This is a genomic window from Pseudoxanthomonas suwonensis J47 (genome assembly GCF_000513955.1).
Taxonomy (GTDB): Bacteria; Pseudomonadota; Gammaproteobacteria; order Xanthomonadales; family Xanthomonadaceae; genus Pseudoxanthomonas; species Pseudoxanthomonas suwonensis_C.
The window spans coordinates 1-14171 of sequence record NZ_AZUZ01000032.1; the positions used below are offsets into that span (position 1 = coordinate 1).

General features: G+C 70.6%; 13 protein-coding genes. All 13 read right to left on the reverse strand.

Features of this window, described 5'->3' with window-relative positions; genetic code table 11:
• Positions 1-309: 309 nt before the first annotated feature.
• Positions 310-1632 (reverse strand): ATP-binding protein, encoded by a 1323-nt coding sequence (locus M503_RS0109895; protein ID WP_430536859.1) that lies wholly within the window; start codon positions 1630-1632, stop codon positions 310-312.
• Between the two features lie 126 nt (positions 1633-1758).
• On the reverse strand, positions 1759-2442 hold the full coding sequence (locus M503_RS0109900) for a response regulator transcription factor (RefSeq protein ID WP_024868732.1): 684 nt from the start codon (positions 2440-2442) through the stop codon (positions 1759-1761).
• 81 nt (positions 2443-2523) lie between these two features.
• Positions 2524-2976, reverse strand: a complete 453-nt coding sequence (locus M503_RS17985; protein WP_428992231.1) for a hypothetical protein — start codon at positions 2974-2976, stop codon at positions 2524-2526.
• A gap of 230 nt (positions 2977-3206) precedes the next feature.
• Entirely contained in the window at positions 3207-4241 is a 1035-nt protein-coding gene (dusA, locus tag M503_RS0109910; protein WP_051414501.1) for a tRNA dihydrouridine(20/20a) synthase DusA, read from the reverse strand.
• Positions 4242-4362: 121 nt separating this feature from the next.
• The gene (locus tag M503_RS0109915; RefSeq protein WP_231472351.1) at positions 4363-4977 is read right to left on the reverse strand and encodes a hypothetical protein; all 615 of its coding nucleotides are present in this window, start codon (positions 4975-4977) and stop codon (positions 4363-4365) included.
• Positions 4978-5009: 32 nt separating this feature from the next.
• A complete protein-coding gene (locus M503_RS0109920; RefSeq protein WP_028920311.1) occupies positions 5010-5741 on the reverse strand; it encodes an HAD family hydrolase in 732 nt (243 codons plus the stop codon).
• Positions 5742-5909: 168 nt separating this feature from the next.
• Positions 5910-6263 carry a calcium-binding protein gene (locus M503_RS0109925; RefSeq protein WP_028920312.1) on the reverse strand — a complete coding sequence of 118 codons (354 nt, stop codon included), beginning with the start codon at positions 6261-6263 and terminating at the stop codon, positions 5910-5912.
• A gap of 228 nt (positions 6264-6491) precedes the next feature.
• Complete coding sequence (locus tag M503_RS0109930; RefSeq protein WP_028920313.1) at positions 6492-6875, reverse strand: hypothetical protein; 384 nt, start codon at positions 6873-6875, stop codon at positions 6492-6494.
• Between the two features lie 70 nt (positions 6876-6945).
• Positions 6946-7134, reverse strand: a complete 189-nt coding sequence (locus M503_RS0109935) for a CPXCG motif-containing cysteine-rich protein (RefSeq protein ID WP_028920314.1) — start codon at positions 7132-7134, stop codon at positions 6946-6948.
• Positions 7134-7793 (reverse strand): M15 family metallopeptidase, encoded by a 660-nt coding sequence (locus M503_RS0109940; protein WP_051414504.1) that lies wholly within the window; start codon positions 7791-7793, stop codon positions 7134-7136. The genes M503_RS0109935 and M503_RS0109940 overlap by 1 nt, the downstream gene beginning before the upstream one ends.
• 76 nt (positions 7794-7869) lie before the next feature.
• Complete coding sequence (locus tag M503_RS17790; protein ID WP_028928235.1) at positions 7870-9426, reverse strand: serine hydrolase domain-containing protein; 1557 nt, start codon at positions 9424-9426, stop codon at positions 7870-7872.
• A gap of 62 nt (positions 9427-9488) precedes the next feature.
• A complete protein-coding gene (locus M503_RS0109950; protein ID WP_028928236.1) occupies positions 9489-12503 on the reverse strand; it encodes a TonB-dependent receptor in 3015 nt (1004 codons plus the stop codon).
• A gap of 30 nt (positions 12504-12533) precedes the next feature.
• On the reverse strand, positions 12534-13967 hold the full coding sequence (locus M503_RS0109955) for a transglutaminase-like domain-containing protein (protein ID WP_081721005.1): 1434 nt from the start codon (positions 13965-13967) through the stop codon (positions 12534-12536).
• Positions 13968-14171 lie beyond the last annotated feature (204 nt).

A 14171-nucleotide genomic window follows, 5' to 3' on the forward strand; every position in this document is an offset into this window, starting at 1 on the left:
AAGACGCGGTAGCGCGGGGGTATGGCGCAAGCAGGCCATGGATGGCCTGCGTTCGCGCGTTGGAGCCATGGACGGCGGAACCGCGCGATGCGCCATACCCCCGCGCTGCCGCGGCTCCGTCCGAAGCCGACGCCCCAAAGCCGTTGCTGTCGCTGTTGCTGTCGCTGTCGCTGTCGCTGTTGCTGTCGCTGTGGCTGTGGCTCTTGCTGCGGCCGTGCCCCACCCGCTCGCATCGCCTGGTTCACAGGCAAGTGCGAAGTCGCGTAGGTTTCGATGCACGACACGACCCGAACGGGCCATACGCCCCGGTCAAAGCCCCGGCGGCAGCGTCACTTCGAAGCGGGCGCCACCCAGTTCCTGCGAGCGGCCGACCTGCAGCTCGCCGCGGTAATCGCGGACCAGGTCCTGCACGATCGACAGGCCGATGCCGTGGCCCTGCACGCGCTCGTCGCCGCGCACGCCACGCTGCAGCACCTTGGCCACGTCCTCCGGCGCGATGCCCGGACCATCGTCCTCCACCGCCAGCATCAGGCCCGCGCGACGGTTCGGCGCCGCCGGGCCCGGACGCGCCGTCAGCAGCACCCGCCGGTTCGCCCACTTGAACGCGTTCTCCAGCAGGTTGCCGAGCAGCTCCTGCAGGTCGCCGGCCTCGCCGTAGAACTGCACCCCCGGCGCGATCTCGAACTCGCACAGCACGTTCTTGCCCGCGTACACCTTCTCCAGCCCGCGCACGATCTCCTCGGCGGTGGACTCGATCGGCACCGGCGCCGAGAACAGCTTGTGGCCGCCGGACGCCGCGCGCGCGAGCTGGTACGAGACCAGGTCGTTCATGCGCTTGAGCTGCGCGTCCAGCTCCTGGCGCAGCGGCCCCTCGCCGGCGCCCGCGTCCAGCTGCGTGCGCAGCACCGCCAGCGGCGTCTTCAGGCTGTGCGCCAGGTCGGCCAGCGTGTTGCGCTGGCGCTCCAGGTTCTCGCGCTCCGAATCGATCAGTGCGTTGATGCTCTCGGTCAGCGGCTCCANCTCGCGCGGATGGCGCTCGCTCATGCGCTGCAGCTGGCCGCGCTGGACCTTGGTCAGCTCGGCGATCACCCGCTGCAGCGGGCGCAGGCTCCAGTTGAGGATCACCACCTGCAGCAGCAGCAGGAACAGGCCGGCGCCGCCGAGGTACACCCACAGCGCGGCGCGGAACACGCGCACCTGCGCGGCCAGGATCTGCGCGTCCTCCATCACGAAGATGGTGTACGGGAATTCCGCCTCCGGGCCGCGCTCGGCCCAGACCAGGCCGATGCCGTAGCGGTAGACCTCTCCCGGACTGCCGTCGATCTGGGTCATCGCCAGCGGCCCGTCGAAGCGCTCCTCGCGCGGCGCCAGCTGGCCGGCGACCTCCGGCAGCAGCGGACCCTCGGCCGACTGCGAGGCCCAGTGCCCGTTGGGCATCAGCACCTCGGCGTAGAGGCCGCTGCCCGGGCGGTGGAAGCGCGGGTCCGGGCCGACGTCAGGCGTGTACAGCGAACCGTCGCGGCCGAAGTCGATGTTGTCGACGTAGGCCATCGCGTAGCTCTTCAGGCGCTGCCGCAGGTTGGCCTCCGCCGTCTCGGCGAAGGCCCGGTCCAGCGCATAGCCGGCGAGCATGAGGAACGCGACCAGGCTGATGCTGGCCGCGGTGAGCTGGCGTGCCTTGAGCGAGCGCGGCCGCCATGGCCGGAACCCGAATCGACTGCGCTCCACCTGTTCCCTGGGCCTCCGCCGTGCCGCGGATCAGCCGTCGGTACGCGGGATCGCGAACCGGTAGCCGCGACCGCGCACGGTCTCGATCGGCTTCAGCTCGCCGTCCGGATCCAGCTTCTTGCGCAGGCGGCCGATGAAGACCTCCAGCACGTTGGAGTCGCGGTCGAAGTCCTGCTGGTAGATGTGCTCGGTGAGGTCGGCCTTCGACACCAGCTCGCCGGCGTGCATCATCAGGTACTCGAGGACCTTGTACTCGTAGCTGGTCAGGTCGACGTTGCTGCCGTTGACCGACACCGTCTGCGCGGCCAGGTCCAGCGCCACCGGGCCGCACTCGAGCACCGGCTTGGACCAGCCGGCGGCGCGGCGCACCAGCGCGTTGAGGCGCGCCAGCAGCTCCTCGACGTGGAACGGCTTGACCAGGTAGTCGTCGGCGCCCTGCTTGAGGCCCTCGACCTTGTCCTGCCAGCTGGAACGGGCGGTCAGGATCAGCACCGGGAAGTTCTTGCCCTCGTCGCGGAGCGCCTTCACCAGCTCCATGCCCGACATCTTCGGCAGGCCCAGGTCGATGATGGCCACGTCGAACGGGACCTCGCGGCCCATGTACAGGCCTTCCTCACCGTCCTGGGCGGCGTCGACCGCGAAGCCTTCGCGCTTCAGGCGCGCGGCGAGCGTCTCGCGCAGCGGGGCTTCGTCTTCGACCAGAAGGATTCGCATGCACTCTCCCTGTTGCGGTTTTCTGTGTGGGATCTTGCCAGGGCTTCCCCTGGGCCGGCCCCAGGCGGCACCGGCCAGTCTCTATGGCGTGTCGTTATCGGCGCGTCGCGGGCGTCGCTCCGACGTCCCTGGAGCGTCCATATAGCGGACCCGGCCCCGCTCGTCCATGTACTTCACCCGGGTGATGTTACGACCCTCGAACGGAACCTGCTCGGCGCTGAGGATCTGGCCGCCGGTGGCGCGCTGCACGTGGCGGATGGCGTCGGACATCGAACGCCGTTCCTGCGCCTGCGGCTGGGCCTGCGGCGGCGGTTGCGGGGCGTAGGACGGTTCCGGGTCGCGCCGGCGCGGCGGCTGCTGCATCAGCGATTCGCGGGGGCGCACCTCGCGCGGGCCCTGGCTCGACACCTGGACCTGCGGACGCTCCATGTGCGGGCCGCCACGGCCGCCCGGACGGGCTTCCTGCGCGCCCACGGTAGCCGTGCCCAGCGCGAGCGGGAGCATGGCGATCATCAGGCGGAACAGGCGTGGCATCACGACTTCCTAACGGACTCTGGCGGCAATGGCAAATCGCCGTGGAACGGCGGGTTCCGCCAATGCATGGGGCTGGGCGAAGATGGTCGTTAGAAAGCGGTGAATCCGGTCTGAACTTATCCACATGGCGGGACGCCCCGGTTCAGCCTGGTGAGCGGCAAGTGGACACGCCCCATACCGTAACGTGCCGCCTCGCGGATGCCTATACCGCCCTTCCGCGGCCGTTGGACTCAGGCCGCCGCCCGCCGCGGGCTGGCGGTGGCCTGCAGCGCACGCTCGACCAGCTCCCAGCCGGCGCCGTCGCGGTGCGCGCCCTCGCTGACCACCTGGCGGAATGCCCGACCGCCCGGCTGGCCATGGAACAGGCCCAGCACGTGGCGGACGATGTGCTTCAGCGCCACCCCGCGGCCCAGCTGGGCCTCGACGTACGGCCGCAGGGCGCGCAGCAGTTCCTCGCGGGGGCGCAGCTCGCCGCCGCCGTGCAGGGCCACGTCCATGGCGTGCAGGACGTAGGGGTCGTGGTAGGCGGCACGGCCGACCATCACTCCGTCGACGTGGGCCAGCTGGGCCCGGGCCTGCTCGACCGTGGCGATGCCGCCGTTGACCAGTACCTGCAGGCCGGGCCGCTCGGCCTTGAGCCGCCAGGCCCAGTCGTAGCGCAGCGGCGGGACCTCGCGGTTCTCCTTCGGCGACAGGCCCTGCAGCCAGGCGTTGCGGGCGTGGACCACGAAGGTCGCGCAGCCGGCCGCGGCCACGGTGTCGACGAAGGCCAGGAAGCGCTCGTACTCGTGGTCGTCGTCCACGCCCAGCCGGCACTTCACCGTCACCGGCACCGGGCTGGCGGCGGCCATCGCCGCGACGCAGTCGGCCACCAGCGCCGGCTCGCGCATCAGGCAGGCGCCGAAACGCCCGGCCTGGACCCGGTCGGACGGGCAGCCGCAGTTGAGGTTGACCTCGTCGTAGCCCCAGTCCGCGCCGATCCGCGCCGCCTGGGCCAGCACCTCCGGCTCGCTGCCGCCCAGCTGCAGGGCCAGCGGATGCTCGACCGGGTCGAAGCCCAGCAGCCGCTCGCGGTCGCCCAGGACTACCGCGTTGGCGTGGACCATCTCGGTGTACAGGCGGGTGTTCGGCGCCAGCAGGCGGTGGAAGACCCGGCAGTGGCGGTCGGTCCAGTCCATCATCGGCGCCACGCTCAGGCGCGCCTGCGCCAGGTGGCGCGGGCTGGCGGCCGGAGCGGGGGTGGTGGCGGGAACGTCGGCGACCATGGGGCGTACTGTGCGGCGGGACGGGAGCCACGGCACGGCGGGGCGCCAGGGCGCCACGGCCGGTGGCGTGGAGGGGCGCTAGGTTACACGCCCGCGCCTGTCCGCCGGCAGACCGGCGGGATCAGCGGGCCCGGGCGCTCGCGCTGCCCTTCGATGCAGCGGCGGCCTTCGAGGCGGCGGTGGCCTCAGCTTCGCGTTCGCGGAGGGCGCGCCTGAGCGCCGCGTCGGGCTGCAGCGGGCGGTCCCAGCGGCGGTAGCTGTCGGCCAGGGCCAGGCGCACGCGGGCATAGGCGTCCGAGCCGGGGGCGGCATCGAACTCCGCCGCGACCGCTTCCCAGTCGGCTTCCGGGCCGAGACGGGTGCGCGTGCGCACCACGCTGCGGCAGGTGGCCTGCACCGCCCGGGCCAGGAAGCAGGCGAACCAGGCATCGCCGCCGGACCAGCGCGGTTGCGCGAGCAGCCCGGCGACGTAGGCGCGCGGCACGCCGGCGTAGCGCTCCAGTTCGTCGGCGAAGGCGTCCGGGTAGCGCGCGGCGTAGCGGTCGATGTCGGCCAGCCACTCGTCGAGCCAGGCGTCACCGGTGGCGCGGGCCGGCGGCGCGGCGGGGGTGGTTTCCGCCGCCGCAGCGTTCGCTTCCTGCGCGCCCACGGGGGCGGTGGCGAACCCCACCGCCAGCACCAACAGGCCGGCGCGCAGGGCCGGGGCGGTCATCTTCCATCGCGACAGGCTGGACATGGCCCGATTCTGCCGCAGCGGCAGGCGTGGCGTCAGGCCGCGGGGTGGCGCCCGCGCCCGGCGATGCCCAGCACCGCCTGCGGCAGCTGCGAGGCATGGGCGACCGACTGCACCCGCGGATGCTCTTCGGCCAGGCCGTGCTCGGCCTCGTGCGCCCAGGTGATCGCGTAGGGGATGTGCACCCCCCAGCCGCCCAGCCGCACCACCGGCTCGATGTCCGAGCGCAGCGAATTGCCGACCATCACGAACTGCGAGGCGTCGATGCCGAACTCCGACAGCACGCGGGCGTAGGTGGCCGGATCCTTCTCCGACACGATCTCGATGCGCGGGAACAGGTCGGCCAGCCCGGAGGCGGCGATCTTCGCCTCCTGGTGGAACAGGTCGCCCTTGGTGATCAGCACCACCGGCAGCTCGGCGGCGATCTGCTCGACCGCGCCGCGGATCCCGTCGATCAGCTCCACCGGATGCTGCAGGGTGGCGCGGCCGATCTCGACGACCTGCTGCAGGTCGCGCGCGGCGATGCGGCCATCGGTGAGCTCGATCGCTGCCTCGATCATCGACAGGGTCATGCCCTTCACGCCGTAACCGAACACCTGCAGGTTGCGGCGCTCGACCTCCAGCAGGTGGCGCAGGGTGCCGGCGTCGTGCAGGTCGATGTAGCGGCCGATGATTTCCTCGTACTGCTTCTCGGCGGCGCGGTAATAGTCCTCGCTGCGCCAGAGGGTATCGTCGCCGTCGAAGCCGACCAGGCGGATGTTGTTCATGGGAATCCTGCGCCGTGCGGGGACGCGCAGGATACCAGCGCCGCGCGTCAGCCGAGGCGCGCCCGCCACGGCGGGCTGTCGAGCGTTGAATGAGGAAGAGCGGGCATCCCGCCCGCCCCGCGAGGGCATCGCGGCGGCGTGGCACGTCGGCCACGCCCCGCCCGTTCCTTACTGGCCGGTCGCGTTGGACTGCTGCTTCTCGACGAAGGCGCGGTACTCGTCGGCGGTCAGTTCGTTGTCGCCATTGGTGTCGGCTTCGGCGAAGACCGCGGCCAGGCCGGCATGGCGCTGGGCCTCGGTCTTGCTGAGGTTGCCGTTGCCGTCGGTATCGAGGTCGGCCCAGCTCAGGCCCTGGCCACCGGACGACTGCGACTGCGACTGCGCGGCGGCATCCTGGGTGCTGCTGCCCGGGGGCGACTGCTGGCCGTCGGTCGGCGTGGTCTGTTGGGCGAACGCCAGCGGCGCGGCGGCCATCATGCCGAGGATGAGGAAACCGGAAGTGATGCGCTTGGTGCTGTGCATGTGCTGCTCCTGACTCGGGTCGAAGTCGTGGGCACCGCGCGGAAGCCGCACCGCAACCCACGGCCCGCACCCTGCCAGCGCCGCGATGAACGGTGCTTGCGCCGCAACCGGCGCCTGCACGCACCATTAACCACACGCCCTTCGAATGCGTTTACGCCGGTGGTTAGCGATGCGTGGGCGCCGCGTTAGCCCCCGGTTCAAACGTGCGCTGCGGCACTCTCCGCGGCCCTATTCCGGCGTATTGCCGCTGTCATGGTGGCCGTGTCGGCCGCTGAACAGCCACCAGCCGACCACCGTGCCGGTCAGCGCGCCGACAACTTCGAACACCACGCGCGTGCCGAGCGAATCAGCGTCGTGGATGCCCTGCAGCGCCAGCCGCGCGTACAGCGGCGATTCCAGCCGCGACACGCCCAGGTAGAACAGGTTCCAGCTGTCGATGCCGGCGGCGATCACCACCGCGATCGCCGCGCCCCAGCCGATCGCGTAGCCGATGCCCCAGCCGCTGCGCCGGCACACCCAGGCCCACAGGCCATAGACGAGCAGGCCGACGAAGAAGGCGATCAGGCCGGCTTCGAGGGCGCCAAGCAGTCCGGTGTGCAGCGACAGGTTCATCGGGATCAGGGTCGTGGAGGCCGGGGAAGTCTAAACGAGGGGCGCCGGAAGCCGGGCAGGACTGCGCCGCTCAGGCCTCGTCGTCGCGCCGCAGCTCCACCTGCGCTTCGCCGTCGTGGTCCACGCGCAGGCGCACCGCGATCGGCCGGCAGCACACCGCGCAGTCCTCGATGTAGTCCTGGTCGCCGTCCTCCGGCGCGAGGGCCAGCTCGACGGGCTCGCCGCAGTAGGGACACTGCCGCTGCACCCAGCCGGCCATCAGCGCACCGGGAAGTCGTAGGCCGTGCCCGGGTCCGGCTCGGGCTTGAGGGTGAAGTGCCACCACTCGCCCGGATAGTTGGCCAGGCCTTCGGCTTCCATCGCCGCGCGCAGGCGGTCGCGGTTGGCGCGCGCCTCCGGCGGGGTGCCGGGCGCGTCGGTGTGCGCGGACGGATCGAAGAAGTCGTACGGCGTGCCCATCTCCAGCGGGGTGCAGCCGGCGGCGTCGCAGCGTTCCATGGTCAGGTCGACGGTGGCGCCGCGGCTGTGGCCGGAGGTCTCGGCGATGTAGCCGGAGGTCAGCGCCGACTTGTCCACGTTCGGGTACCAGCGCGCCTTCAGCGCCGGATCGTCGGGCGCGGCCACCCAGCGCATGAAGTGCTGGACCGACTGCACCGGCCGGTAGCAGTCGTGCACGCGCAGGCGCAGGCCGTCGGCCTCCAGTGCCACCTGCACCCGCGCCAGCGCCTCCGCGGCCGGGCGCAGCAGGTAGCAGCGGTTGGCCTCGTAGCCGGGCACCGGCGCGCCGGTGAAGTTGTTGCTGCCGGAGTAGCGCATCTCCACCTCGATACCCGGCGCCAGCGTGGCGACGTCGACCATGCCGGCGGCTTCGGCATCGGCCGCCGGCGACACGACCGGCGGATCGGCCGCGCCGGCCATGCCTGCGACCAGCACGAGGCCGGCCGCGCACGCCGGCGCGAGCCGGCGGCGCGAAGCGGTGGACGCGCGACCGCGCTCAGGGACAGTCGCGCTGGCGGGTGAAGGCGAGATCGGCATAGTCGTAGCTGAAGTCCGCTTCCGGATCGACATGGGACAGGGCGAGGGTAGCGCCGGCGGCGGGCGGGTGCAGCCAGGCCGGGGCTTCGGCGTCGATGGCGGCATCGTCCCACGCGACCAGCCAGCGCTCGCCCAGGCGCATCAGGCGCCCCTTCATCAGCGGCGAACGCGCCGAGGCGAAACCGACGCCGTCGGGACGGCGGCAGATCGACACTTCGCCGAACCACGGATCGCGCCACACGCCGAGCAGCTCGCGCGCCTCGGCCGCGGTGGCCGGGCGCCGCGCCGAGATGTCCGGCACCGGCTTGGCCGCCACGCGCTGCGCGCGCTCCTGGTCGAGCAGGCGGGCGAAGTGGGCCACGTCGTGGCCGGCCTGCGGCGCGGTGAAGCGCTCCATCAGCACCTGCCCCAGCGCAGTGCGCGCGTGCTCGCCCTCGCCGTTGATCAGGATCATCACGCCCGAGCGCAGGTCCGGCAGCAGGATCAGCGAGGAGTACATGCCCGACAGCGTGCCGGTGTGCGCCACCTTCCAGTGGCCGTGCACGTCGGACAGGCGCCAGCCGAAGCCGTAGGCGGAGAAGTGCGTGTTGTCCCAGGCGCGCATGCGCGCGCTGACGGGCATCGGCATGTGCCCGGTCCACACCGCACGACGCTGCGCCGGCGACAGCCACGGATTGGCCGGATCCAGCCAGGCCTGCATCCACTTGAGCATGTCGTCGACACCGCAGCGGATGCCGCCGGCGGCCATCGAGGTGATGTCCGGCACCACCTCCCCGTCCTCGTCGATGGCCACGTTGCGGCCGTCGACGCGGCGGTGCGGCTTCGCCACCGGCCCGGCCTCGGCGGCCTTCCAGCTGCCGACGCGGCAGCCATCCATCCCCAGCGGCGCGAAGATCTCGCGGCGCACCAGTTCCTCGTAGGGCGCGCCGCCGGCCGCGGCGGCCACTTCGCCGGCGACCACGTACAGCAGGTTGTCGTAGGCATAGCCGGAGCGGAAGCTGGTCACCGGCTTGAGGTGTTCGAGGCCGGCGATGATGTCGGCGCGGGTGAAGTCGTTCGGTTCCGGCCACAGCATCAGGTCGCCGGCGCCCAGGCCCAGGCCGCTGTTGTGGACCAGCAGGTCGCGCACCTGCATGTTCGCCGTGACCCACGGGTCGTGCATGCGGAACTGCGGCAGGTGCTTCGTCACCGGGTCGTCCCAGCGCAGCTTGCCCTGGTCGACCAGGCGCGCGAGCACCGCACCGGTCATGGCCTTGGTGTTGGAGGCGATCTTGAACAGCGTGTCGGCCGTGACCGGCTCGCCGCTGCCGGCGGCCAGTTCGCCGCGGGTTTCCACGGCCACCACCTTGCCGTCGCGGATCACGCCGACGGCGATGCCGGGCAGCCCGTAGCGCTGCACCGCATCGTCGACCGCGCGCGCGATCGCCGCGGCCTCGTCGCCGTCCTGCTTCGCGAAGGCCGGCTGGAAAAGAAAAGCGGCCGCCAGTGCGGCCGCAAACGGGAGGATCCTGCGCATTTCTCTATCCCCGAATCCGGAGGCGCGTCCCCCGCCGGGGACGCGCCTCCCATGTCAGCCGGTCAGAAGTTCCAGGTCAGGACCAGCTGGGTGTAGCGCGGCGACTGCCAGCGGGTGCCGGTGCCGAAGGTGTCGCGACGCTGGCCGGGCTGGCCCTCGTAGCGGGCGCTGACGTTGATCACTTCCTGCTCGTTGAGCAGGTTGTAGACCGACAGGCGCGCCTTCAGGTCGATGCCCGGGACCGGCAGGGTCCAGGTCACGCTGGCGCCCAGGTTGTAGGTCCACGGCAGGTTGCCGAAGGCACCGCGCGGCGACCACTCGTACACGCGCTGGTCGTACGAACCGGAGCAGTTCTGCACGCACAGCCAGCCGGTGCCGCCGCCGCTGCCGGTGGAGGTGTAGCTGGCCACCGCCAGATTCTCGTCGGGCCAGGTCACGCCGAAGGCGGTGATCGGGCCGCCGGACATCGCGGTCAGGGTGCTGCCGAACTGCCACATGTCGTTCAGCTTGTAGCTGGCGCGCAGCTTGACCTGGTGGCGATGGTCGTTGAACAGGACGCCGTAACGCTCGTTGTTGGCCGGATGGTCCCAGTGCTGGGTCATGCCGGTGTCGCCGTAGTTGGTGTCGGAGTTGACCGGGCCTTCGAAGTTGCCCTCAGACTTCGACCACAGGTACGACGCATTGAACGCCCACTTGTCGTCCCACGCGCGGTCGATCTGGAACTCGACCGCCTTGTAGGTACGCTTCGGATCCTTGTAGCCGATGATCCGATTGCTGCCGGCGGTGATGTAGCCCTCCTTCGAGGTGTCGATCGTCACCCAGCCGTCCTGGGCGCAGCCCTGGGCCTGGGTGCCCCAGATGGTCAGCTTGTCGCCCGGGTTGGCGATCGGCCACAGGTTGCCGTGGCGCACGCCGCACAGCGCGTTGATGCGGATGTCGCCGAGGTCGTTCTCCATGCGGCGGTAGGTGGCGTTGACGCCCCACGACCAGGCCTGGTTGATCATCTGCTGGAAGCCGAGGATCGCCTCGTCCTGGTACACGGCCTTCAGGTCGCGGTCCACGCTCTGGCGGGTATCGGCCGCCGAGATGTTCATCGAGGTGTCGGTCGGGCCGATCTGCTGGCCGAACACCGGGGCCATGTACGAGGCGCCGGTCACTGGGTTGGTGGCCGGGGCCCAGCCGTCCAGCGCCCAGTAGGTGTACTCGTCGGTCAGGCCGCCGGCGAAGTTGTAGTTGATGATGCTCGGGATCGGCAGGTAGTAGCGGCCGACGTTACCGTACAGCTTGGTGGTGCCGTCGCCCTTCATGTCCCAGGAGAAGCCGAAGCGCGGCGCGACCAGGTTGTCCTGCTTGATGAAGGTCTTGCCGGTGGCGTCCATGTTCTCGAACGTATCCACGCGCACGCCGAGGTTCAGCAGCAGGTTCGGCGTGACGTTCCACACGTCCTCGATGTAGAACGCGTTGGCGGTGGTGTCGAACTCGCCGCCGTCGAAGCGGCGACGGCCGGTGATCACGGCGTTCACGCCGGCCGGCACGTTCGCGCCGTTGGCCAGGCGGTCGCCCGGGTTCTGCGCGGTCACGGTGTAGCGGAAGCCGTCGCCCGGGTACTTGGTGAAGCGCTCGGTGTTCATCTCCTCGCGGTCGAAGCCGAAGCGCAGCAGGTGGTCGCCCAGTGCCCATTCGAAGTCGAGGCGGCCGACGGTACGCTCGTCGTGGTGGTCGACCACCGAGCTGGAGGTGCTCGGGTGGCAGGACACCGGCGGGCGGCCCATCGCGGTGTACACCGGGTTGTACGTGGTGTTGATGATGACCTGCGAGCAGAGCTGGTCGGCTGGCGAGTAGGACAGGCCCTGGGTGCGGTTCACGCCATACATGGCCTTGGCGGTGAAGTTCTCGCCGAAGTGGCCGGTGTAGGTGATCGAGCCGTTCTTGCCGCCGCTCTCGCTGGTGGTCTTGCCGACGTAGTTGCCGCGCTCGCGGGTGGCGAAGTCGTACTGGTAGTTCTCGGTGACGCTTTCGCCTTCGTCGGAGAACGCCAGCAGCTCCAGCAGGTGGTCGTCGTTGATCTGCCAGTCGAGCTTGGCGCCCCAGAAGCCGTTGCCCGAGTCGGCGTAGTTCATGCTGGTGCCGAGGGCGTTGGTCGCGCGCGAGTCGTTGTCGCGGTACTCGTACATCGCGAACAGGAACAGCTTGTCCTTGACCAGCGGACCGGACGCCCAGACGTTGGTCTTCATCCAGGTCTGGCGGTCGTGGCTGCCGAGCGAGTTGATGCTGCCGTCGGCGTAGTAGCGGTCCTCGGTGTGCGAACGCAGCGCGGCCGGCTCGTAGGTCACCTCCACGCCGCCCTGCAGCTCGTTGGTACCGCGGCGGGTCACGGCGTTGAGCACGCCGCCGGTGCTGCGGCCGAACTCGACCGAGTAGCCGCCGGTCTTGACCTGGAACTCCTGGAAGAACGCGAACGGCGCGGTCGAGAAGCTCTGGCGACGGTAGAAATCGGTGACGTTCAGGCCGTTGATGAACACCGAGTTCTCGGCGATCGACGAACCGCCGAAGGACAGGCCGCCCAGCGAGGAGTTGCCGCCGACCACGCCCGGCGCCAGCAGCGCGACCGACCCGAAGGTCTGGTCGACCGGCATGCGCGCCAGTTCCTCGCGGTTGACGGTGGTGACCGACTCGGTCGAGTAGACGTCGACGCGGTTGATCACGCGCGAGCCGACCACCTCGACGGTGTCGAGGTTGACCAGGTTGCCCTCCGAGCCGAGGTTCACCGAGGTGGTGCCGCCGAGGCCGACGTTGACCGTGGCGCCCTCGCCGACCGGCTGGCCGTCGCGCAGCAGCTGCAGCTTGTAGTCGCCGACCGGCAGCTGGGTCAGGCGGTACACGCCGTCCTTGCCGACCGTCACGGTGCGCGACGCGCCCGTGGCGATGTTGGTGACCACGATCTGGTCGCCCGCCGTGGCGCGGCCGGCGACCGCACCGGTTGCGCTCTGCGCCATCGCCACCATCGGCGTCATCGCGCCGAGGCACGCTCCCAGCGCCACGTAGAGCGCCGCCTTCCTGAAAGTCCTGCTCTTCATCCCCGTGTCTCTCCCACAGTGGTGTTGGTGTTATTCGCCCGCGCTGGTGGCGTCATTGCCTGGTGGCAGCAGCTGCCATTCGAACCGGTAATCCCATTGGTCGAAATAGAGGTTCCCGCCCCGCCATTCCGCCTCGCCGCGTTGCGAATCCACGGTCTCGGAGCGGAAGTGGCGCTTGGCCGGAACGAAATCCCCGGAAATGGCGTCGTTGAACGCGATGCGGTACGCGTCCAGGCCGCCCAGGTAGAACCAGCGCAACGCCGGGTCGTCGCTGGCCAGCTGGCCGGTGGTCACGTCCATCGGCACCCAGCCGTACGGGGCCAGGTACAGCCAGCCCCAGTCGTGCATGTTGTCGTAGCCGACCTCGTCGTCGGAATAGACCCAGCCGGACTGCCAGCGCGCAGGGATGCCGTTGAGCCGCAGCAGCGCGATCAGCAGCAGGGTCTGCTGGCCGCAGTCGGCGTGGCCAGCGTGCAGCGCGTAGTCGCTGATGTTGGAAATCGTCGAGTACTCGCGCGCGCCGGCCCAGGGGATGCGGTCGACCGCCTCGAACAGCTTGCGCGCGATGAGGTAGGGATTGGTCTCATCGCCCACCACCTGGCGCGAGAATTCGCGCAGCTGCGGGGTGAACACGATGTGCGGTGCTTCCTCGGCCAGGAACGGCGCCAGTTCCGCGTCGGCCGGCGTGGGTAACACGCGCGCCGGGTCGATGTCGAAGTGGCGGGCGAACACGGTCAGCTCGTAGCTCACCGAGAACTCGACCGGGGTGCCGGCCTGCGCGGTGCGCTGCATGTGCACGGTGCGCTGCAGCGCCGACTCCGGCGCCAGCTGTCCGCCCTCGGGCACGGTGCCAAGCAGGCGGATGCCTTCCTGCTGCCCGGGGATCGCGCGCGGGAACGGGATCCAGGCGCTGACCACCTCGCCGGCCGGCACCGCGTCGGCGTCCACCACCAGCGACTGGGTCACGCGCAGGCGCCGCGGGGCCACGCTGGTGGCGCCGTCGCCCGCGGCGGCGAGCACTTCGGCGTGGTGCGGATGCAGGCTTTCGAACGGACCCTCGTTGAACGGCAGCACCGGCGGCGCACGGCGCGCCGCCGCTTCCGGGCTGAGCCGGAACAGGTTCGGGATGGCGCGCTTGAAGTAGCGCGGCTCCCCGTCGATATCCATGCGTTCGATCAGGCCGGCGCGGTCCCAGGCGTCGAACTCGTCCTCGCGCAGGTCGGGGATCGACTTGCGCAGCTGCGCCAGCGCCGCCGTGCGGTCCAGGCTGAAGTCCAGGCGGATGCGGCGCATGCGTTCGCGCTGGTATTCCAGCGCCTCGCGCTGCGCCGCCGGCAACGCCGGATCGGCCAGCGCGGCCGCGATCCGCGCCTCGGCGCCGCGGAAATCGCCACGATCCACCGTCGCGACCAGCTCCGCCGGCGCGGGCGCGGGCACGCGCGCGCCCGCGGAAGAGATCGTCATGGCCAGCAGCAACGCGGCCGCACCCAGCGGCGCCAGGCCCCGATGGGACCTGCGCGCGGCCTGTGGTGCAGGACGCTGGCGGCGGCGGTGTTCCACGGCGACACTTCCCCTTTGTGCGGTGGTAGGCGTGATGTAACACGGCCCCGGTAGCGGGTCAATAATTTATTCTTGACGTCGCCGATATTCGGAATAACTATTCTTCCG

What these genes read in the sequence shown, in the direction of transcription:
- M503_RS0109930 (WP_028920313.1), bottom strand. Translation starts at nt 6,875, where the DNA reads ATGAACCTGTCGCTGCACACCGGACTGCTTGGCGCCCTCGAAGCCGGC.
- M503_RS0109915 (WP_231472351.1), bottom strand. Translation starts at nt 4,977, where the DNA reads ATGTCCAGCCTGTCGCGATGGAAGATGACCGCCCCGGCCCTGCGCGCC.
- M503_RS0109940 (WP_051414504.1), bottom strand. Translation starts at nt 7,793, where the DNA reads ATGGCCGGCGCGGCCGATCCGCCGGTCGTGTCGCCGGCGGCCGATGCC.
- M503_RS0109950 (WP_028928236.1), bottom strand. Translation starts at nt 12,503, where the DNA reads ATGAAGAGCAGGACTTTCAGGAAGGCGGCGCTCTACGTGGCGCTGGGA.
- M503_RS0109955 (WP_081721005.1), bottom strand. Translation starts at nt 13,967, where the DNA reads ATGACGATCTCTTCCGCGGGCGCGCGCGTGCCCGCGCCCGCGCCGGCG.
- M503_RS17790 (WP_028928235.1), bottom strand. Translation starts at nt 9,426, where the DNA reads ATGCGCAGGATCCTCCCGTTTGCGGCCGCACTGGCGGCCGCTTTTCTT.
- M503_RS0109925 (WP_028920312.1), bottom strand. Translation starts at nt 6,263, where the DNA reads ATGCACAGCACCAAGCGCATCACTTCCGGTTTCCTCATCCTCGGCATG.
- M503_RS0109935 (WP_028920314.1), bottom strand. Translation starts at nt 7,134, where the DNA reads ATGGCCGGCTGGGTGCAGCGGCAGTGTCCCTACTGCGGCGAGCCCGTC.
- M503_RS0109900 (WP_024868732.1), bottom strand. Translation starts at nt 2,442, where the DNA reads ATGCGAATCCTTCTGGTCGAAGACGAAGCCCCGCTGCGCGAGACGCTC.
- M503_RS17985 (WP_428992231.1), bottom strand. Translation starts at nt 2,976, where the DNA reads ATGCCACGCCTGTTCCGCCTGATGATCGCCATGCTCCCGCTCGCGCTG.
- M503_RS0109920 (WP_028920311.1), bottom strand. Translation starts at nt 5,741, where the DNA reads ATGAACAACATCCGCCTGGTCGGCTTCGACGGCGACGATACCCTCTGG.
- dusA (WP_051414501.1), bottom strand. Translation starts at nt 4,241, where the DNA reads ATGGTCGCCGACGTTCCCGCCACCACCCCCGCTCCGGCCGCCAGCCCG.